Origin of the sequence: Treponema brennaborense DSM 12168 (assembly GCF_000212415.1) — a bacterium.
Classification (GTDB): Bacteria; Spirochaetota; Spirochaetia; order Treponematales; family Treponemataceae; genus Treponema_F; species Treponema_F brennaborense.
The window spans coordinates 863,479-885,379 of record NC_015500.1 but is presented as its reverse complement, the minus strand read 5'-3'; the positions used below and the strand labels follow the sequence as shown (position 1 = coordinate 885,379).

At 53.4% G+C, this 21,901-nt stretch carries 11 protein-coding genes; 3 read left to right on the top strand and 8 right to left on the bottom strand.

All coding sequences use genetic code 11. The annotated features are described in order from the left end of the window. Nucleotides 1–32: 32 nt before the first annotated feature. Nucleotides 33–1,316: an FprA family A-type flavoprotein gene (locus TREBR_RS03620; protein WP_013757871.1), complete on the bottom strand. Its 1,284-nt coding sequence runs from the start codon at nt 1,314–1,316 to the stop codon at nt 33–35. A gap of 283 nt (nt 1,317–1,599) precedes the next feature. Between TREBR_RS03620 and TREBR_RS03615 the strand changes: the two genes are divergently transcribed. Continuing rightward, the gene (locus TREBR_RS03615) at nt 1,600–2,586 is read left to right on the top strand and encodes an ABC transporter substrate-binding protein (protein WP_013757870.1); all 987 of its coding nucleotides are present in this window, start codon (nt 1,600–1,602) and stop codon (nt 2,584–2,586) included. Nucleotides 2,587–2,683: 97 nt separating this feature from the next. On the opposite strand, the gene purU is transcribed toward TREBR_RS03615, so the two are convergent. Further along, the gene (gene purU / locus TREBR_RS03610; RefSeq protein ID WP_013757869.1) at nt 2,684–3,577 is read right to left on the bottom strand and encodes a formyltetrahydrofolate deformylase; all 894 of its coding nucleotides are present in this window, start codon (nt 3,575–3,577) and stop codon (nt 2,684–2,686) included. A 169-nt stretch (nt 3,578–3,746) separates the two neighbouring features. On the opposite strand from purU, the gene TREBR_RS03605 reads away from it, so the two are divergent. Next, on the top strand, nt 3,747–4,655 hold the full coding sequence (locus TREBR_RS03605; RefSeq protein ID WP_013757868.1) for an ABC transporter permease: 909 nt from the start codon (nt 3,747–3,749) through the stop codon (nt 4,653–4,655). Further along, a complete protein-coding gene (locus tag TREBR_RS03600) occupies nt 4,649–5,443 on the top strand; it encodes an ABC transporter ATP-binding protein (protein WP_013757867.1) in 795 nt (264 codons plus the stop codon). Before TREBR_RS03605 ends, TREBR_RS03600 begins: the two co-directional genes overlap by 7 nt. Before the next feature lie 64 nt (nt 5,444–5,507). Here the strand turns inward: TREBR_RS03600 and TREBR_RS03595 are convergent, their stop codons facing one another. The 6 genes from TREBR_RS03595 to TREBR_RS03570 form a co-directional block, all read right to left on the bottom strand. After that, complete coding sequence (locus TREBR_RS03595) at nt 5,508–16,229, bottom strand: FlgD immunoglobulin-like domain containing protein (RefSeq protein ID WP_013757866.1); 10,722 nt, start codon at nt 16,227–16,229, stop codon at nt 5,508–5,510. 190 nt (nt 16,230–16,419) lie between these two features. After that, nucleotides 16,420–17,091 carry a phosphate signaling complex protein PhoU gene (gene phoU / locus TREBR_RS03590; protein WP_013757865.1) on the bottom strand — a complete coding sequence of 224 codons (672 nt, stop codon included), beginning with the start codon at nt 17,089–17,091 and terminating at the stop codon, nt 16,420–16,422. An 88-nt stretch (nt 17,092–17,179) separates the two neighbouring features. After that, complete coding sequence (gene pstB / locus TREBR_RS03585) at nt 17,180–17,977, bottom strand: phosphate ABC transporter ATP-binding protein PstB (RefSeq protein ID WP_052296202.1); 798 nt, start codon at nt 17,975–17,977, stop codon at nt 17,180–17,182. A gap of 99 nt (nt 17,978–18,076) precedes the next feature. Beyond that, a complete protein-coding gene (locus TREBR_RS03580; RefSeq protein WP_013757863.1) occupies nt 18,077–20,086 on the bottom strand; it encodes a S1 family peptidase in 2,010 nt (669 codons plus the stop codon). A 3-nt stretch (nt 20,087–20,089) separates the two neighbouring features. After that, complete coding sequence (locus TREBR_RS03575) at nt 20,090–21,424, bottom strand: DUF1266 domain-containing protein (protein WP_013757862.1); 1,335 nt, start codon at nt 21,422–21,424, stop codon at nt 20,090–20,092. 65 nt (nt 21,425–21,489) lie between these two features. Next, nucleotides 21,490–21,801, bottom strand: coding sequence for a hypothetical protein (locus tag TREBR_RS03570; protein ID WP_013757861.1), 312 nt, complete (start codon nt 21,799–21,801; stop codon nt 21,490–21,492). Nucleotides 21,802–21,901 lie beyond the last annotated feature (100 nt).

Genomic DNA, 21,901 nt, shown 5'->3' with positions numbered 1-21,901 from the left:
GGTAAAAGCCGGAACGACGTGAAAAAAACACATTATTTCCGCTCGCTAGCGGCAACAGCACCGGCAACCGTATCGGCAACCGTATCGGCAAGAGCCGCGCCGCGCTGCGCAAGAACTTCCAAATCTTCCGCAGACGGAATTCCCTGCCATTCGTACGATTCGATTTCATCCCATTTGAGCGGAAGGACGGCTTCATCGTATTCTTTTTTGGCGCCGCCGATCCAGCCCCAGCTGCCGATGCGCAGCGCTTTTTTGCCGGTAAAATGTTTGCGCGCGAACAGATTCAGCACGTACGCGGCCGGCGGGAACATTTTATATTCGTACGTCGGCATTGCCATAACGATTCCCGCCGCATCGTACGCCTGCGCGAGCACGACTGAAATATCGGTTGCGGGGATTTCGAGCACGACGACTTCGGGTGCATTTCCGCCGGCCGCGGCTCTGCGTTCACCGGCTTTCGTGATACCGGAAACCACGGCGTCGACGCCCGCCTTCGTGCTGCCGTACATTGAACCGTATACGACGCATATTTTGTTTTCGAGTTTTCCGCCGGTGTTGCAGCCGGCGTACGACGCGTAGCGTTCAAGTATCACTTCAGGATGAGCGCGCCACACCAGTCCGTGACTCGGCGCCACTACGTTAACGGGAACGCCGTCAAATTTTGCGATCGCCGATTTGACGGCGGTACTGAAACTCGCGACGATGTTCGCATAATAGCGCAGCGCTTCACGTTCGTAAAAAGCGTGCTCTTCCGTGCTGAACTCGTCGTCGAAAATACGGTTGCCGGTCTTGCCGTACGAACCGAAGGCATCGCATGAAAACAATACGCCCGACGAATGTTCGTACGTCATCATCGTCTCGGGCCAGTGGACGTTCGGCGTTTCGGTAAACTGCAGTACGATGCCCTTTCCCAGATCAAGTTCGTCGCCGGTTTTGACCGCTCGATACGTTCCCGCTCCGGCTTTACAGAAATTCTGCGCGAGCGCGATTCCTTTTGCCGTTGAAATGATTTCCGCATCGGGATTCATCGCGTGAAATTCCCTGAGAAATCCGGTGTGATCGGGTTCAAGATGATTCAAAATCACGTAATCTATATCCGCCGCCGTCAGTCCGACGGAAGACAGCTGTTCGTTCATCTGCTGCGGCGCAGATTCCCAATCGCGGTATAAATCGATGAGCGCCGTTTTTTCACCGCGCACGATATACGAATTGAGCGTAACGCCGTCGGGAATTGACCATATGCCTTCAAAATACGGTGCGTCGGTAATATCCGCGTGCAACGCAAAGATATGATCCGTTATAGGTTTCGCCTTCATAAACACCTCTATATAATGCAGAATTTTTATCGATCACGCACACAGCGCGCTTCTTCACAGCGGCCGGAAACGGGCCGCCCGATACGGATGCAAGTATACCACATTTTACCTTTTCCGTATGCAGTTTGACAATAAAAAAACGCTTTTGCCCGTTATTATATTGACTACGGCACGCCGCTTTCATTATAGTAAAGAAGATACAGTTTATTTGCAGAAGCTTGTATCGGGAAAACGTACGAACCGGTCGGCACACAAATTCGGGCGGTTCAAGGAGAAAACGGACATGAAAAAAACGATCACTAAAATGACGGCCATCGTGCTTGCAGCCGCGCTGAGCGGAAGCACGGTATTCGCGCTCGGACAGAAAGACGCACCCACCGGAGAAAAAGTATATAAAATCGGCGTCGTGCAGTTGGTCGAACACGTCGCGCTCGATGCGTCGTACCGCGGATTCGTGGACGGCCTTGCAGAAGAAGGATTCGTCGACGGACAGAATATCAAAATCGATTATCAGAACGCGCAGGGCGAACAGGCGAACTGCGTTACGATCGCACAGAAACTGGTGAACGATAAAGACGACCTGATTCTGGCCATCGCCACTCCCGCCGCTCAAGCGGTTGCAAATCTGACGCGCACGATTCCGATCGTGATTACTGCGGTAACGGATCCGGCGTCGGCAAAATTGGTAAAGTCGAACGAACTGCCCGGAACGAACGTAACGGGTACGTCCGACCTGACGCCCGTTGAAGCGCAGATCAAACTCGCAAAACAGTTCGTTCCCAATTTGAAAACGATCGGCTTTCTGTATTGTTCAAGCGAGCAGAATTCTAAATTCCAGATCGATATTGCAAAAAAAGCGTGCGCGGAGCTCGGCATCAAATACATCGACGCGACGGTATCCAACTCGAACGAAATCCAGCAGGTTACGCAGAGTCTCATCGGCAAAGTGGACGCAATCTACGCGCCGACCGACAACATGATAGCCGCCGGTATGGCGACGGTCGCAATCGTAGCGAATCCGGCAAAAATTCCCGTATTCTGCGGAGAAGAAGGCATGGTCGTCCAGGGCGGTCTTGCAACGTACGGCATAAACTATTACGAATTGGGCAAACAGACGGCCAAGCAGGCGGCGGCTATTCTCCGTGACGGCAAAAAACCGGCTGAAATGCCGATCGAATATCTTGAAACGTGCGACTTATCCGTGAACGCGGATACGGTGAAAGCAATCGGTATTGCGGTTCCGGCGGAAATTCAGGCGCAGCTGAAATAATCCGCACTGAAAACTAAAAAAACGGAGAACGGCGTGAAGCGGAAAAAAAATCGTTTCACGCCGTTTTTTTATCCGCGCAGAAACGTTTATTCAGCGTTTATTCTATGATGAACGTGCGGCCTTCGTGCAGGAAAATGCTGTGATCGAAATAGCGCCTCAATCCTTCGACAAGTACTTTCCGTTCGACGTCTTTTCCCATGCGCACGAATTCTTCTATTGAATTGGTATCCTGTACGCGGATCACGTCCTGATAAATGATGGGTCCCTGGTCGAGATCTTCGTTGGCAAAATGAGCCGTGGCACCGATGATTTTTACGCCTTTATGCCACGCCTGATGATACGGTTTTGCACCTTTGAACGCAGGCAAAAAGCCGTGATGTATGTTGATAATCTTGTTGTTCCACGCCCGCGTAAACTCGGGCGACAGAATCTGCATATACCGGGCGAGGCACAGAATGTCGATGCGGTATTCGGTAAGGATCGCCGCCAAATCGGTTTCATACGCGGCTTTGCCTTTGGCCGGATCGACTTGATAAAAGGGAATATGGAATTCGGTCGCAACCGCACACAGATCGGGATGGTTGGAAATAATGACCGGTATATCGCAATGCAACTGCTTGTCCTGATGCTTGAGCAGCACTTCGTACAGACAATGGCTCGTCTTGGATACCAGCACGGCCATCCGCTGCTTTTTATCGGCGCGGAACAGCTGCCAAGTCAAGGAAAAGGAACGGGCCGTTTCATCAAAAAGTTCACGGAACCGATCTTCCGAAAACGACTGATCGGATGATTCGGAATCGGATGATTCGGGAACAGCCGATTCGGGAACGGAAAAATTGATACGGCAGAAAAAGATCCCGACGTCGACCGCGGTATGCTGCGCAAGATTTAAAATATTGCCGCCCGATGCGGCAATAGCGTGCGTAATAGCTGCAATTAAACCGCTTTTATCCGGACTTGTTGCGGTAAACGTATATTGTATCGTGTTCATATCCGCCTATTATACTCTTTTTTTTCTGATGACACAATCGGCAAAATTTGATACCATACAAGGGTGCCGTTTGCCGCATCGCCGATCGCCGGAGCGGCTGCACGGCGGTTGCAGCCGAAACGGCTGCCGCCGCACACGTTTTGCAGACTAAAACAAAAAAGGATCACATATGGGAATTTTACTTGCCGTACAAGGCGCCGCATCGCAGGGTGTGCTTTGGGGAATTATGGCGCTGGGAGTATACATCACTTTCAAAGTACTTGATTTTGCCGATCTGACCGTAGACGGCAGTTTCGCGTTGGGCGGAGCGGTGAGCGCCGTTATGATCGTCAACGGAATAAATCCCGCCGTTTCACTGCTCGCCGCGTTCGTCGCCGGCGGGCTTTCCGGCATCGTAACGGGACTGCTGCACACGAAACTCCAGATACCCGGTATACTCGCCGGCATTTTGACGATGATCGCGTTGTATTCCGTAAATATCCGCGTCATGGGGCAAGCGAACACGCCGTTGCTGGGCACGGTTACGCTGATGACGCAGTTTGAAGAGCTGTTCGGTTTGGACCGAACTGTCAGTTCGCTTTTGTCCGGAATGATTTTTTCGGCAGTCATCATCGCGGCGCTCTATTGGTTTTTCGGAACGGAAACCGGCTGTGCAATCCGTGCCACCGGAAACAACGAACGGATGGTGCGCGCGCAGGGCGTCAACACCGATACTATGAAAATCGCGGGGCTCATGCTTTCAAACGCGCTCGTCGCGCTTTCCGGCGCGCTCGTTGCCCAAAGTCAGGGATACGCGGACGTCGGCATGGGAACCGGTACTATCGTTATCGGCCTCGCGTCGATCATCATCGGTGAAGTCATCTTCGGCCGGCGGTTTTCATTCTGGTATATGCTCATGTCCGTCGTGTTCGGTTCCATCATTTACCGCATCATTATCGCGGTCGTCCTGCAGCTCGGACTGAAATCGACGGATCTGAAACTCCTGACCGCGGTCATCGTAGCGCTGGCGCTCGCCATTCCCGTTATTAAAAAGAATATGATAAAAAAACAGAGCACGCAGGGAGGTACTTCATGCTGAAGCTGACGCATGTTTCAAAAACGTTCAATCCGGGTACCATTACGGAAAAAAAGGCGCTGCGGGACATTTCATTGGAACTTGACGACGGAGATTTCGTTACGGTCATCGGCGGAAACGGCGCGGGAAAATCGACGCTGCTGAATCTGATCGCAGGCGTGCACCGAACGGACACCGGTTCCATCATGCTGGACGGAACCGATATCACCGGCTGGAAAGAACACAACCGCGCGCAGTTTTTGGGGCGCGTGTTTCAGGACCCGATGATGGGAACCGCCGCAAATATGGAGATAGAAGAAAACCTCGCACTCGCCTACCGCCGCGGAAAAAAACGCGGTTTGGGCTGGGGCATCAAACAGGAAGAACGCGCCGTATACCGCGACATGCTCGCGTCGCTCGATCTCGGTCTTGAAAACCGGATGACGTCCAAAGTGGGGCTGCTTTCGGGCGGTCAGCGCCAAGCGCTGACACTGCTCATGGCGACGCTGCAGAAACCGAAGCTGCTGCTGCTCGACGAACACACGGCGGCGCTCGACCCGAAAACGGCGAAAAAAGTGCTCGAACTGACAGAAGAAATCGTCGCGAAAGACAGGCTGACGACGTTTATGGTTACGCACAACATGAAAAACGCTATCCGCTACGGCAACCGGCTTATCATGATGCTTGAAGGCAACGTCGTGTACGACGTGCGCGGCGAAGAAAAAAAGAACCTGCAGGTTGCCGATCTGCTCAAAAAGTTTGAAACCGTCAGCGAAGACGGTCTTGTAAACGACCGGATGCTGCTGAGCTGAGCCGCTCACGTGCGGAGGCCGGATCACCGGCTCCGCACGTGCAGACGCGAAGGCCGCCCGCCCGCTACTCTTTCACCACCATGACTTTCCGCGTTTCGTCAAATCCCGATCCGGTAATTCTGACGAAATACATGCCGCGCGCGACCGGACTGCCGCTATTGTTAGTGCCGTTCCAGCGGTAATAATGCAGACCGGAAGCGGTTCTGCCTTTTTGCAGCGTTTTTACCACGTTGCCGTCGAGCGTCAAAATTTGGACGCTCAGATTGCCGGCAGCCGGCATGTCCACTTCCACGACTGTTTCTTCGCGGACGGACGCGTTTATCACGTTGTTCAAAATGGTAACCCCGCCGCGCTGCCTGACTTTATCGGCCAATTTGAAAGACCACAGATCAAGCGACGACGCCATTTCACCCGAAACGGACGACTGCACGCCGCGGCGATCGGCGGAGAGGCACAGCGCGTATAACGGAACGTCAGGAGTGCCGGGATCCGCGTCGTGATCAATCATAATTGCCGCAGCAGGATCAGTAGCATCGTACAGCCCGAACAGGAATTGCACTTCCTGCCCCGCCGTCCAGCCGAACGAACCGGCTGAATCGGACGCGTTCGGTATGACAAAATTCCGCAGCAGCCCGGCGGTATCGGCGTCCACCGCGTATTCGCCGACATACTTCGCGTTCGGGTTCGGTTTGGACGCGAGCGTCGAAAGCTCGGTCGGCAGCCAAACCCGCAAAGCGGTACCCAGATGATTGTTGTACGCGTCGGAAACCGTATCGGGAGGATACGTTACCGCGGCGATCAGTTTAAAGGCAACGTCGCGCGGCGCGTTTTCAATGCCGCCGTCCGAGGTGCCGTCCGTTACGCGAACCGCAACGGTGATATCGGAATCGGTGAGCATCCGCCCGGTGTTGTTTCCCGATCCGCTGAAATCGCGCACGGCCCAATTATATTCGTCGTAAACGGAACCGTACGTGCCTTCGCCCAGCAAGGCGGAATCCGCGTCCGCGTTGCCTTTGCCGTCGAACGCATACATGACGTTCACCACGTTCACGGCAAAATCGCTCAACGTGTGAGCCGATAAGGCGATCATCGAGTTTCCCTTCACATCGAAAATCTCGGGAATATAATCGGGCAAGCCCGTCAGCGGATCTATCGTCGTCGTCGCCGGCTGTTTTACGCGGACACGAAGATTCCGCACGTCCTCAAGCGTTACGGGGCGGCTCAGCGTAACGGCAAGCCCGGTTCCGTCGGCAGTCTGCCGCACCAGTTCCGCGGGAACGTCCGTTTTGATGGCAAAATTGGTGGCAGGAACCGGCGTACCGCTCGTATAGGTCAGCTCAAGCTGCGTCGGGATAACGGCCAAAGCGGCGGCGGTCGTCCGTATCTGCTTGGAAAACACGATGTACAGTTTGTTGGTTTTAACCGGCGCAACCGTAAGCGAAAAGGTCGGCGGAGAGCGGTCTATGGAAGCAACCTCTGCGGATTTCATCCGGTTGCCGGCAAGATCGGTAATATACGAAGCCGACGCATCGTACGTAATGTCGAACGACGAACGCAGCGGAAACAGCGCGGCATCCTCCGATTTTAGCGGGATCACGAAATACAGACCGTCCGAATCGGGCGATCTGGTCGGCGAGGTCGCCGCGTCGAACACGGAGTTGGCGTAATATTTCTGATCTATGCCGACGCCCGAGTTTTCAAACGTTTTAACGGAGGAATCGAGACCCGACGAATTGCTGCGGTATGAAAACGCGGAAACAGCGCCTTCAAGCGACGACGCCCGGATGCCGCCTGACGTTTTGTTTTCCGCCGTAACGCCCGTCTGAGAAACGAACGAACGGGCACCGCCGCTTATATCGCGCGCAGCCTGCTCGTCGGCAGTGCCGCGCATCCAGCCGCGCTTTGAAACCCACTGATACACGTCGGCAGCCGTGTACCGCGGCGTGTTGTCGAACAGGTGGAATTCCAGCTGCGTTATGGTTGTACCGGGAGAGCCGCCGGTGAGGTAGCCTGATCCGATAATTTCACATTCGCGAGAATCGTTTGCCCACCCGTCCGTCGAGTCGTAACCCGCGAATTTGGCAAATACCGGCGGAGAACAGTCCCACTCGCCGTATAATTCATCGGTCTCCGAATCGACGGAAAGCGCGGGAAGCGGATGATTGGCAGTTCCCTCATGAACCAGCTTATTTTTCACTGCGGCAGTATCGACGATAAAATCGTTGCCTATCCGCGTTACCGCGCCGGCGGGAAGTTTGCTTTCATCGATAAAACCTATCCAGTTGTGGAACACGGTATTGTTCCGCGTAACGGTTCCCTGCACGTACGAGGCGATGCCTATTCTCACGCGGTGCGGCTGTACCGAAGCGGTTCCCTCACGGACGGTCAAGGCGAAAGAGCGGTACAGGGAATGTACTTCGGAGACGTCGACGGCAGGATCGCGGCTGCCGGTTACAAGGGTACCCGACGCAACGGAAGCGAATCCCGTAACGGTCAGGCCGCCTCCTGCTTCCGTGATAGCGCCGCCATGTTCGGCCGCCGAAGCGAACGAACGGGACGCCTGCACATTCAGCGCACCGCCGATCGCCGATAAATCGCCTATATCGACCGGTTCCGAATAGCGGAATTCAATAAAATTATGCGCGTCGTACGGTTTCTGATTCGGTGTTCCTGCCGTAGCCGTTTCCATTTCGTGCAATTCCTGTCCGGTACGGACTGCAACCAGCACGGGCGCGCAGCGGTCGGTAACCGCACCGAAAATACCGCCTTCCGAACCGTCCGTTTTAACGGGGATGCCGCTGTAATGAGCGATACGGTTTTTATTTTCGTCAACGAGCGTCGCGTACACGGCGACGAGCGCTTTGGGTATGTCCAAGTTCGGAACGGCCGTGCGGTGAGCCGCAGCGACACCCATGCGTCCCCGGTCCGTGCTGTCGGGATGTCCTGCGGACGTTCCGGTTGCATCCGTATTCCACCGGGAATCCGCGTCTGAAATCCGCAGATAAAACACCGCCAGATCTCCCTTGCCGTCCGTTGAAACGGTACAGTCCGCATCCGTAAAAGCGCCGCTGAACACAACCGAACCGCCGTTGAACTTGACGTTCGGCAGTGCGGCGCTTATTTCGTTTTCCGAGTTTTCGATTCGTATTGCATTTCCCGCCGAATCGCGGAATTCCACTCTGACGACGTCGTCGTACACCGTGTACGTTCCGGACCGATTCGCCGTACCCGACAAATCGGTGGCCGCGATTCCTGTGTCCATAAGCAAGTACGGCCGGGAAAAAGCGATGCCGGTATTCGAGCCGGAATCGGTGCAGCCTTCGGCGGCGGCGACCGCAGCGTGAGAGCCTGTGCCGGGATGAGGGATTACTGTACAGTTTTTGAACGACGTATGGTAAGCTTCGGCAAAAGCGGCCGATTTTTTTCCGTTGTCGGGAATCGAAAGTGTCCAGACGGCGGTGCCTTCAAGCGCGACGCCGTTCGCGTAGAAATTCTTTTTGGCGCAGAGCGTTTTGCCGCCGAGTGAAGCCGCGTCGAATACGGCCGATTTGGAAGGAACGGGTGCCGAAGTCTTCTCAGGCAAAGAAAGCGAGCTGCCGTCGGGAAGACGTTCCGGAAACAGGACGGTGCGGCTGAGCGAAGCGGGTGCGTATCCGGCTGCCGCAGTCCGCAGCGGATGATCGTAGGCGAACAGGCCCGCAACTCCCGAAGCCGCCGTGTCGTCGTCTTCCACATATTTTTCGCCGAGCAGCACGATATCACCCTCGCACGTTATGCCGGTGCTGCTGCTGCCGAATGAAATCGGAATTCCGTACGTAACGAAACTGCCGTTGACCTGAACGTCTGAGTCGAACGCGACGGTCTTGCCGGAAGCCGCCGCGAACAGGTTACCGTTGAACGTAACGCCGTTTCCCGCACCGGCTTCGAACTGGAGCACAGCGGTTCCGGTGTTTGACGTATACAAATACACGTTCACGGGACTCGAGACGGTTCCGCCGATGGAAACCGCTCCGCCCGAAGAGACGACGCTGCCGGCGAGCTGATACGCGCCGCCGACCGAGCCGCCGACTGCGGCGCCCGTCAGTTCGATTTTTCCGTCGGCTTCGATATCGGCGCCGTCAAGAGATTTGAATATGCCGGAATTGCTGACGGTAAGCGCGCCGGACGTTTTAAGTGGCGCGTGCAGTTCGACCGCGCCGGCAGAAATCGACACGAGGGTCGGCATGGTCGTGGTTCCGATTTCCCCGCCGAATACGAGCGCCGCCGTTCCGCTGTTCACCGTAAGCGCGAACGCACCGTTTACCGTGCAGGACGCGCCGTCGAACGTAACGGCGTCGTTCGCGGTAACGGCGTCGTTCGCGGTTTTAATCAAAGTATCCGCGCCGAGCGTTACCGCACCGCGGTACGTTTGCGCGCCGGAAGTATGCACCTCCCCGCCGTTCAAAGAAACGGCGGACGCGCTCTCTATCGTCAGCGAAGTCGGTGCGTTCACAGCACCCACCGCTCCGTTGAACGCGACGGTGCCGGTACCCGCCGTTACGGTCAGGGCGGCGGCAGTTGTGGGCGCGGCGTCTATCGTAGAACCGAATTGAACCGCCGGAGTGCCGGCACCGCTGCCGGTAATTTTAGTATCGGCGAGCAGGGAGACGGGACGATCAAAAGATACGGATGCGGCCGAAATCGTACCGGCGGTCTTGACTTCACCCGCGGCGACGGGCACCGACAGCGCACCCGTTACGGAAAAAACATCCGTCGAGCTGTTGCCGAACGAAACGGCGCCCGTCGTATTGACGGTCAAAGCGGCGGCGACGGAAGAAGATTGCCCGCCCGCCGCGGCGTTAAACGACAAAGCGAACGTACCGCCATTGTTCTCGAACTGCGTGGCTTCAAGCGCACCGCTGAACGTTACCGCGCCGCTTCCGCCCGAAACGGAAATCTGACCCGTTTTGATACCCGTTGAAAACGATTTTGCCGTAGCGCCCTGATTGACGACGACGGAACCGAGTGAACTTTTCGGCGTTCCGTTGTCGCTGATCGTGCCGGCCTCGGAATCGGCACCCAAAGAATCGGAACCGCCGAGCGTCAGCATTTGCACATTGTCCGCGTACTGCCCGCCTGCTTTAATCGTAAAATCACGTCTCACCCGTATTCCGGCGCCGTTCGTCACGGTAACGCCTGGGGGAACGGTCAAATCGTAAAACACGCCGGAAAGGGTAACGTTCGCGGCAACTGAAACGTTCTTCTTATTGAAAGCGATTTCAGCCGCTTTTGAACCGCCCACACTGTCCTTCAGCGTAACGAATCCGCCCATCGAAGTACTGTCCCACACCAGCGTACCGTCGTTCGTCATAGACTGAACGGACTGAAATCCGGAATTACCGGCCGTACCGGATGCGTTAGCGCCGGTTTGAGTGAACGTTCCATCCGAAGCGACGCTCAAATTGCCGCAGACGAACGTTCCCGTACCGACGGCAACCTCACCGTTCGTAACGGTAAAAGAGGGAGCGGTTCCCGTCCAGGACTGCTCAAATCCCGCACCGTTCTTGAACGTCAAAGAAGCCGGGACACCGGCACCGCCGACCGTAACCTCACCGTCCGTATTCAGTGTACTTCCGGCTGTCAGCGTCACTCTCGCCGTATTCTGAAACGAAAGCGCCGCATACGTCGAATCTCCGGGTTTAAAGTTGTACGCCGAATCACCGCTGAACTTTAACAGCCCGCCGTTCGCCTTATACGTTCCGACGTCGACGGCAAGAGAAGCTCCGCTCGTGTTTTTGAACTCGATACCGACCGCCGCGTCGTTCGTAAGCGTTCCGGACGCACCGCTATACGAGTTCAAAAAGCTGATACCGCCGCTTCCGGCGATAATCTTTCCGTCGTTGGTAACTTTAATATCGAATACCGCAAGACCGGTTCCCGCGCTGAATTTTTTATCCGTCGAAAGCGTCAACTTCCCAGTACCTGTCAACTGTACCGCAGTGGTAACCGTCACGTTCGCCGTATACGTTTGATCTTGGGCATAAACGTAACCGCCGTTCAGGGCAACCGAATCGGCTGTTACGTTAAATTTAGACAACGGAACCGTATCGGTACCGATCGCCCCTTTCAAGGTAACCTCGCCCGTACCCGCAGACAACGTCAGCTCGTTTTCCATCGCGTTCGTCACCGTGTTTTCAAAAGTTATCGCACCGCCGCCCGAATCTATCTCGATATCTGCATCCAAACGGACCGGACGGTTGAACGTTATCTTTCCGCCGTTGGAGACAACGGCTATTCCTGTGTAATTCAAAACAACCGAACCGACGGGCGGAGAAACCACTGTTTCAAGCGTTATATCTCCGCCGGTCGACGCAACCGGCTGCATCAGCGTAATATCACCAGAAGTACTCGAAAGGCTGACCGCTCCGCTTGCAACGATTCCGGAACCGGCAACAGCATCGCCTATCGTATAACCGTCCGCATCGGCAAGGGAAACGGCGGCCCCCGAACCTCCGACCGAACCGAACGCATTGTCTGCGTTTGTAAGCGTAACGGCTCCGTCCGCTTGAAAGCGCAGCGTCCCGGCGGTAAGCGGCGCCGTCTGCGTAATGGCGGCGGCATGGGTAATGTCGTCGCTCGCAATGAGCGTTACCGTACCGATTTCCGTAATGGCACCGTTCAGCACAAGATCGCCGCCGGCAGTCTTAATGCTGACGCTGCTTGCTTTGCCGGAAACTGCCCCCAACGCACCCTCTACGGTGAGACCGCCCTCAGAATCCACGAGCTTAAACTCACCGCCGCGCGACACCGCACCGAGCGACGCAATTTTATTCGCCTCGTTGCCGAGTATAATCTCAGCGCCGGAAGTAACCGTAAGTTCCGCACATTTAAGCGGAGCGGTCTGCGTAATGGCGCCGTCCGCATTGAGCGTAACGTTTCCGGAAGCGGTTATTCCGCTGTAAGACGTACCGGTGACATCGGTAACACTGCCGCACGACAGTGCGCCGGCCGTTACGAGCGTTACCGCTCCGACGTCATTAGCCGCAAGCTGTGAAACGATATTATCCGTATTATCCAGAACGAACGACGGAGCACCGGTTCCGCCCTGCCGGAGCAGAACGTTCGCGGCGGATATCTTTGTCGAAATCGTATACGTGGCGGCGGCATTTGTCGGTGCAAGAATCAGCGTATCAACCGAAATCTCTGCACCGACAGTCAGATTGGGGGCGCTTAATTCAAGTGTTCCCGTACCGCTGCTGCTGAAGAGGCCGGTCGTTACCTTGTCCGTGGCGCTCAGTTTCAGCGCGCTTCCCGCTGCTAGGTCAAAACCGGCAACCGTAACGAATGACGTACTGCCCGTAGCCGAAACGGCGCAAGTTCCGCCGGTTACCTTAGTGGCATTACTGTAGACGCCTTTTACGGCGGTAACGGAACCTCCGGCAGACAACGAGAGTACCGCCGCATTCGTAACACTACCGGCGGCAGTGATAGGCGCCGAAACCGCCCACGTTCCCGCAGTTACCTCGAGATCGTAATAGTCGTACGCTCCGGCCGCATCAGTGTAATTGGCAATGGAACCCGCAGCGGCGGAATAGATGAATTTACCGTGTGCGCTGTCCGTCTTTGAAACGGAACCGGTTCCGTTTATTTCGATACAGCCGTAATTGGTCAGCGTACCGGCCACGGTAATAACGTTACTGTCCACCAGTAACGTCGTATTCGTCGTATCGATGCCGCCGGTGTATGAACCTTGAATAACCAGATTGTCGTACGAAATGTTGGTTGCCCCATCAGCAGCCCACACGGGAAAAACGGACTCGCCGGCATTCCGGTACGTAACCGTACTTGCCGCACCGTTCGTCAGCGCCGTAAAAGAGAAGCTTTCTTTCCCGGAAACCGTTACCGAACCGTTGTTTTCGACCGTATCCGCGGTTATGGAACGGCCGTTCGTTTCAAACCGGGAGCTGGCGTTGACCGTAATCGATTTCAGCGTTATCACCCCGGAGCCGTTGCCGGCGGGATTCGACGCACTCAGTACGAGCGGATAAGTTCCCGCAGTGCCGCTGTCGCCTATCACGATTTCGCAATTGGCATTGTCTGAAAGCGGCTTTTCAGTCGGCTTTTGGGGAAGAACGGTTCCGACGCGCCAATTTTCAAGCGTATCCCAATTGGAATCGGCGGTTCCTTTCCAGGTATAGACGGCGGAAACCCAGTTCACCGTATTGGAACCGGTCGAATTCGTAACATAGGGAACGAGAACGTCGTACGATTCGGAATCGCTGATTTTCGCGTACGTTACCGTCGTCTTCTTCGGATTGACGTTAATAATCCACTTCGTACCGGACGTATCGCTTTCGAGCAAAACAGGAGAACCCGTAGTGCCGGTAACCGCAAACGTGCCGGCGACGGTCTGCACCGCGCCGGCTTTAAACGCAATCTGCTTGCCCGCCTGAACGCAGGTAAACGTATTGAACGTATACGCACCTTTTATGTTGAGCGAACCGGAACCTTTCACTTCAAAAAGGCAGTCGTTGTGCGTAAAGGAGCCGGGAGCAAAAACGGCGTCAGCCGCGTTATCCATCGTTATAGCGGCGCCGGCGGAACCGCTCACCTCTCCGCCCGTTACGGATCCTTTAAATGTAATTCCGCCGATACCGGACGTAAACGTATTGCCCGAACCGATCGTTACCGAACCGGTGAACGTCGCCGCAGCATTGGTCGTCACCGAAACGTTGGCAGTATACGTCTGCTTATCGGCGAACACTGCGGCGGCCCCTACGTTTACCAAACCGGCCGTTACCTCAAATCCGGCAAGAGGACTCGTCGAACCGACGTTCCCGCCGATCGTAACCGTACCGCCGCCCGCGACAACCGTAAACGTGTTCGTATTTGAAGTGCTGTCGTCTATTGTAGAATTAAAATTGACATTACCGTTGGGTGCCGAAACGGATGCGGCAGAAGCCACCGTAAGCGGACAATCGAACGTAACGTTTCCGGAAGTGACTTCAAACGAACCGCCCAGTTCAAAATCGTCGCACGTAAAAGAAACATTTCCGCCGGCAGAGCCGCCGCTGGTCAGCGTCAGACTCGCCGCTTTCAGCGTCAACGCTCCGGCCGCCACAATCGTTTCCGCAGTAACGGTGGACGCGCTGAAATCGAGTACTTTTCCCGCAGAAGTTTTCAGCGCGGCGAACGAGGCGCCGAACGCGGTAGTCGCATCGTCTGCTCCCGTATACACGACGGTGCTTCCCGCGCCGTTCGTAACGGAACCGGCGGAAACGGTTTGCGTGCCGTACAGACGGACGGTTCCGTCGTTCGTTAACGCACCGGTAACCGTTACATTTTGACCCGCTAAATCGAAAACGGCACCGGAAGAATTCGTCAAAGCGCCGCTCACCACAACATTTCTATCGAGCGTCAGCGTCGCGCCGGCATTGACGGTCAGATTAGCGTAATCGCTGCCCCACACGGGAGTCGCGCTCGGTCCCGTATACACGACGGTGCTTACCGTGCCGTTCGTAACGGAACCGATGTCCGTTTCCGTGCCGGTCAGCGTTACGGTGCCGTTGTTCACCAAAACCGCGCCACCCGCCGATTGACCGTTGAGCGACAATTCCGCACCGGAATCGACGGTTATTTTTTTGACACCGCTTGCAACGGCCTCGTTCAGCACCGGCGAAACTGCTACGGCGGGAATCGTTACCGTGTGGACGGTACTCGAAGGAACGCCGTTCGTCCAGTTACCGGAATTAGACCAATCACGATTCACTGTGCCGGTCCAGGTCGTAGTCTTCCCCGACGCCGGTGCAAAAAACAGCACGGATCCCAGCGCGGTGCCGGCTCCGTCCTGCACGGTAAAAGAAAGGCCGTCGCCCGAATCCATAATTGCCGGGAAAACGATCGGAAACGTATACACGTACGGTCCTGAACCCGAACCGGACGTATCGGAGGGTGTAAGACCGGTTTTATCTACGGTGGTTCCGGACGTGTACGGCATGCCGTCTATAACGTATGATTCGGCAGTTGCACCGCTAGTGTTCTTCACCGTAAAAACATACTTCAGTTCCGAAAAGGTCGCCGGACTGCTCACGGTCACGGTTACAGTACCGCCGACGGCGGGCGTTCCGGACGTTGAAACGGTATACGCACCCACTGCAGACGTAACGGGCATAGCGCCGGCAAATTCGATAACGTTCGTACTGTCCGAGGAATCATACGCCGCCGGCAGCGTAAAAGAACAGGAGGAATCACCGGCGATAGTCGTTACCGCCGTACCGTTCGCATATATCGTATTGGAAACGGAAAAATTGACGCCGCCGTTCAGCGTCAGCGAACAATCGACATTTTGACTTGAATCGAATTCATTTACTTTAACGGTACCGGGGCCGTTTATCACAACGTGAGCGCCCTGCAGGGCGGCGTCGTCCGTCGAAGATCCCAAATTGAAGCGGCTGTTGATTTCGGTTCCGCTGCCATTGACCGACAGAGAATGTCCGTTCAAATTGAACGTAACCGTACCCGTCGTGTTATACACGAGCGCACCCGCAATGGTAACATCGCCGTTCAAAGTGATCTCGGCAGACTGACCGGCAGTAAACTTTATCGTATCGGAAGATCCGGGAACTCCGGAAGGGCTCCAGTTAGCGGCTGTACTCCAGCTGCCGTCACCGGCTCCGCCGGTCCAGGTATATACGGCGGCATAAGCGGAAGCGGCGCACAGAAACAGTACGCTCAAAAGGATTGAACGGATAAAGAGTGAAAACGTAGTGCTGCGGTAAAACGGCCTGCGGCAATTGCGGAAATTCAACAAAACCTCCAAAATGCTTTACTTAAGTATACAACATTCTATCAATTTTGTATCGGCAAAAAAACGGAAAAAAAGATTTTTATTAAACGCAAAACGGGCGCGCCGTTACCGGCACTGCTGCCGAGGCCTCGGTGCCCGCCGGCACGTTTACCGGCAACGCGTTTACCGGGACGCGCCCGCCGGAAGCGAATCACTCGTCTTTCGTCACCAATTTGCCCAAATCGAGTATCTTGCCGGAAACGGTGAACACCACCCATTCGCAAATCGTCGTAATATGGTCGCCGAGCCGTTCAAGATCCTTACAAATGGAAATATACCGGTAAATCTGCTTCATTTCGTTTTCACTCGCCGGTGTGAGCATGATCAATTGCGCGATGATTTTTTTCTTTGCCGAATCTATTTCGGCGTCGCGCGCGGCGGTCTGCATGGCAAGCTGCTCGTCGTCCTGTATATAAGCGGTCAGCGAATCGCGTATCATCGTAGACGCGGCCAACGCCATCTGCGCAATCGGTTCTATAAAAGACGGATAAATCGACCGATCGCCTTTTACCGTAAGTTTTGCCAAATGGCACGCGTAGTCGCCGATCCGTTCCAGATTCGCAAAAATCTTAATGGACGTAATGATTTTCCGCAGATCTTTCGCCACCGGCGCTTCAAGCAGCAGCAGTTTAACGCTTTCCTGTTCCAGCGTCATCTGCATTTCGTCTATTTTTTTGTCGTCCGTAATCAGCAAACGGGCCCGTTCCGTATTACCGGCACGGAACGCGTCTATACACGAAGTCAGATATTCTTCGACCATCGTTCCCATGTAAATGGTATCGTTGTAATACGTACGCAGTTTTTCGTCAAATTGAGTTCTCATCCGGTTCTCCTTTGCAGCGTCATTTTTTTTACGATGCGAACGGCTCAAACGGCCGCCGCGCCGCGCCCGGACGTCCGGGCATTCCGGCTCAGCCGAATCTTCCCGATATGTACGCTTCGGTTTTCGGATCGCGCGGCTTATAAAAAACCTGTTCCGTTTCGCCGTATTCGACCAAATATCCGCAGCGCTCGTCGTTTACCATAAAGAAGGCCGTCGTATCGGAAATACGGGAAGCCTGCTGCATGTTGTGCGTTACGATTACGATTGTCAGCCGTTTTTTCAGCTGAAAACACAACTCTTCGATGTGGGAGGTCGAAACCGGATCGAGCGCCGACGTCGGTTCGTCCATCAGGATAACGTCCGGCTTAACGGCGAGCGTCCGCGCAATGCACAACCGCTGCTGCTGACCGCCCGACAAGCCCATCGCGCTTTTATGCAGCCGGTCTTTTACTTCATCCCAAAGCGCCGCGTCGCGCAGACACTGTTCAACCAACTCGTCGCACTGCGTTTTTGAAAGTTTTCCGTGCAGCCGCGGTCCGTAGGCGATATTGTCGTAAATGCTCATCGGAAACGGATTCGGCTTCTGGAACACCATGCCGACGTTTTTGCGCAATTCCAGCACGTCGTATTCATGGTACAAATCGACGCCTCGGTACAGCAGCGCCCCTTCCACGCGCGTTCCCGGAATCGTGTCGTTCATACGGTTGAGCGAACGCAAAAAAGTCGACTTACCGCAACCGGACGGACCGATGCAAGCCGTTATCGAGTTTTCCCTGATAACCATATTCACGTTTTCCAGCGCCTTGTGAGGTCCGTAATAAAAGTTCATATCGGCAATGTCGAAACATTCTGCCGAAACGGACGGGACGGTCTGCACGTTCTGCATGATTTCTGCACTTTTCATGTCCTAAACATACAAGCGCAATATTTCTTTTGAATGAATTGACGGTTAATTTTCAGTTAATAAACGGAGCTGCCGGAGCCGTTAACGCAATTCAATTATGCACGATTCGGCCCGTTCCGAAAAACGCGATATTTCTTCAAATTTATTTTGGCCTCCCAACTCGGTGCACAGCAGATACACGACATCCGCATCCGTACGGTTTTCAAACGACACGCCTGCCGGATATAAGACTTTATCGCAATACGTATACTGTTCGTAATTGTACGGTTCACTATTAAACGGCGTGATTCGATCTCTTTTCTGTTCCCATATTTCCACGGTATTTTTCAGCGCGCCGGCTGCCGGTTTTTTCAATTTTGATATATTCATATACTTATAATTATCCGTACGGCGGTTCGTAAATACGTCGAACGACCGATTATCGAAAATCAGTTTATCGTCCCGCATCGTATACGCGCAGGTTGCGCGGAAATAAGAATCCTCGTTAAGAGGCAGAACGGATTGCGGTATATCAACCGTAAAAACTCCCGTATCGATAGAAACGGAGTCGGCTTTCATTTCTATTTTAAATTCACGTAAAAAATCCACGGGAACACCGGCAAGTTCCTGCGGCAAAGATAAAAATTCCTGCCATTCACTGATTTTTCCGGTATAGCACGGATACACGAAATCGGCTACGAACGACATATCGTTTTTTCCGCACGCAGCGATCGTTCCGGTTGAGGCGATATCGTACATATAATATATGCCGTTAGGAAGCGGCAGCGCATAGCACAGCAGCGCAGAATCGGCAAAACCGAGCCGCCACAGATTCACCTGCCACGTTCTGCCGAAATAATCAACGTAAGACGATGATTCCGCAGGCTGGCCCAACGTAGTAACAGCGATTTTTTCCGAATTGAAATTACGCGTTATTTTATCTGCTGCAAGAGAATAATCCATATAAAGCTTCGGATTTGAAAGAAGTTCCGCCATGGAAACGTTATCAGGTTTCTGGATGATGCCCATCGACAGTCCCATCATATTTCCGAACTGAACGGTTCCGTTGCCCGGCAATTGATGCACCTGCGACGACGGATATCCGTAGTCCCACTTACCCGCTTCATTCAGATACAACGTATACGGAAACTTCATGAGGAAATAATTTGACAATATTTCCGCACTTCCGGAAGCCGATACGAAGCCTTTACGGCCCAACGGGTTAAACTGTTTACGCACTCCGGCGGCAACGTCCGTAACATAGGCATTAAACGCTTCCGTCAATTCGCTTTGCACGTCTTTCAGTTTTTTCGGCAGCGATACGGTGTGATCAAAAATATGGTAAAACTTTTCCGAAAGGACATTCGGAAGCGAATAGTAAAAACTGTTATACATAAAACCGACGCCGGCTTCCACGGAATCCGTTTCCGCAAAAGGAAGCGCGTAGTTTAAATTTTCATTCTCACTTTTCATCGTAACGATGCCGAGTACTCTGCCGTCTGCGGTAATAAGCGGGCCGCCTGAATTTCCGGGACTCGCTGCCGCTGAAAACCGGAGCCATTTCCATTCGCCGTTTTCAACTTCATAAGTTCGGCTGGTAAGAATACCGTTTCTGATTACGATTCCGTCTCCCAGCGCGTTGCCGACTGAAAAAACGACGGAATTCATCTCGGCAACATCTGCAACAGCAAGTCCGGCGCCCTGTTCCGGCGTATAGTCTTCGACGGTAAAAGATATGAAATCGCGATTTGTGGAAAACTTCGTCACGGTATCAACCTTAAACGTCTTTCCGCTGCCGTCCCGAATATAATAATCCGTGTATAAGGAATCTTCGTACAGGGAGAACACGTGCGCCGCAGAGTAGAATTCTCCCGTATCGAGCAGAAACGCGGTTCCCAACGGCAAATACGCATCATTTCTGATTGAAAACGCAATACGCGCCCAGGGCAAATCACGTTCGTATTCGATGTTTTTTTCCACCGGTTTTTCAACGACAACCTCAAATACGGAAGCAAGAACCTTACCGAGTACGTCGGGTTCAAGAATCTGCTGTGACCAAACGCTTGCAAACGCACAAAAAACGAATACGGTGCTTATCAGTTTCTTTTTCATATTTTACATTTCCTCTGAGTTGCCTTGTATCCATTTCATAATATGTTCAGGCAATTCATAACCGGCGTTGCCGGCCGCGATATAATTATCAAGCGCTTTCTGCGCATATTGTTCGTTCACTTCATAATCGGCGGAACGGCCGATACATTTTGAATACGTATAACCCGTATAAAATAAAATTTTCGGATCCCGTTTGTCCTCGGCACTCAAGTTGGAAAGCGCTTCAAGCGCTTCAAAGGGGAGGTTCATTTTATTGGCCGCAACGGCGTATAAATAGAACCAGTCGCTGCGCAAAAAAGATTCGGAATCAGTTCGTTCGGCAACAAGCGCAGCATATTCCCTGAAAATCTTCACGGCGTCGCGGTACCGCCCGAAATACATATAACGCTCGGCTTTCATATAAAACAAACCGGCGAGCGCGCCGTACTGTTTTATATAGTTATCAATGGTGGCAATCTGGACGTCCTGCTCCTCTTTATTCCGAAACGAAAGATAAGAATGCACGTCGTACCATGAAAAATATGCGTTGTCGGGGGTATACGCTTTTACTTCAGATAAGGTGAGTATGGGACTTTCCGTGCCGGAAGAAGCGAATTTTAAACCGTCCATACCGTATTCACGGATACATCTTTCAACGGATTCGCATACGGCCTTCATTTTGGAATTGATCGTATTATCCGCGGCGCCGAAAAATCCCCGGCCGAATGCATAGTGAGCCGCAAAATCCTCAAAATCGGTATATCCGGTAAGAATCTCATCAGTTATTTTTTTTGCGCGCTCAGCGGCTTCTTTTTCCGTTATATAGCCGGCGGGAACCGCCCATCGGAGCAAGGCAAGCTCTCGTCCTTTATCCCAGGCTTCTATTCCTTTTTGACCGAGCCGGGAGGCTACGGAATGTATGTAAAACAACCGAATCGTTTCAAGCGTAGAAAGGCAGTTTTTTTCTGCAATTTCCATTACCGACAATCCGCGATTTTCATCGAGCATCTTTTTCAAACGCCGGTACGCCCCCGCCTGACCGCCGGATTCAAGTGTTTCTATCTGTGCAATCAAATCGGCATAAGAATAAACGGACCAGGACTCATTCAGCAGCTTCAATGACAGGCCTTTTCTGGGTGATTCAAACACACCGGCTTCAGGATTAAAAACGCATATTTCCAGTCCGTTCATTGCAATCAGCGGAGCCGAAAAAGCACAGGCAGCTTTTTCATCAGGTTCAAGCAGCTGCCAGGCAGATTTTTTTTCGGAAATCCGATTCTCTTCCGACTGCGCATACAGCGCAAAAACCGGCAATACCGCAAGGAGACATGTTATAATACATTGTTTAAGAATACGCATGTAATACTATTATAACAGAAAATCTCGAAAAGCCAAATTTAAAAATAAGCTACATTTAAAATATATTAATAATTAATATATCTGAGTGTTTCCGGAAACGGAATCACGCACCCGGCGTTCGCTTCGTCACCGAATTCAACGATGGAATCAAGCCGCATTTCCCCCGAACGGAGCTCGGCCGATCGTGCAATTTCCAAATCGGTGTTCGACAGCGGCGTGTTCCAGACGGTTTTCCGAAACGCAGTCCGCAGAGAATCCTCCCCAAACGGCAAAGACGGCGGCGCTACGATATTGATAAAAGCAACCATAATCCCTTCATCCGATGCGAGCGCAAACGCATTCTGATATATTTTTAAACAAAGTTCATCTACAATCATGTTTTAATGATACAATCCAGAACAGTTCCCTGTCAAGGCTTAAAAAAGTAAACGGAACGCACTCCTGCAGCCGCCGTTGCCGCAACGAACGGAACGGAGG

Coding starts and splice junctions, on each gene's coding strand:
- TREBR_RS03580 (WP_013757863.1), bottom strand. CDS start 20,086: ATGAAAAAGAAACTGATAAGCACCGTATTCGTTTTTTGTGCGTTTGCA.
- TREBR_RS03570 (WP_013757861.1), bottom strand. CDS start 21,801: ATGATTGTAGATGAACTTTGTTTAAAAATATATCAGAATGCGTTTGCG.
- pstB (WP_052296202.1), bottom strand. CDS start 17,977: ATGCAGAACGTGCAGACCGTCCCGTCCGTTTCGGCAGAATGTTTCGAC.
- purU (WP_013757869.1), bottom strand. CDS start 3,577: ATGAACACGATACAATATACGTTTACCGCAACAAGTCCGGATAAAAGC.
- TREBR_RS03575 (WP_013757862.1), bottom strand. CDS start 21,424: ATGCGTATTCTTAAACAATGTATTATAACATGTCTCCTTGCGGTATTG.
- TREBR_RS03600 (WP_013757867.1), top strand. CDS start 4,649: ATGCTGAAGCTGACGCATGTTTCAAAAACGTTCAATCCGGGTACCATT.
- TREBR_RS03620 (WP_013757871.1), bottom strand. CDS start 1,316: ATGAAGGCGAAACCTATAACGGATCATATCTTTGCGTTGCACGCGGAT.
- TREBR_RS03605 (WP_013757868.1), top strand. CDS start 3,747: ATGGGAATTTTACTTGCCGTACAAGGCGCCGCATCGCAGGGTGTGCTT.
- TREBR_RS03615 (WP_013757870.1), top strand. CDS start 1,600: ATGAAAAAAACGATCACTAAAATGACGGCCATCGTGCTTGCAGCCGCG.
- phoU (WP_013757865.1), bottom strand. CDS start 17,091: ATGAGAACTCAATTTGACGAAAAACTGCGTACGTATTACAACGATACC.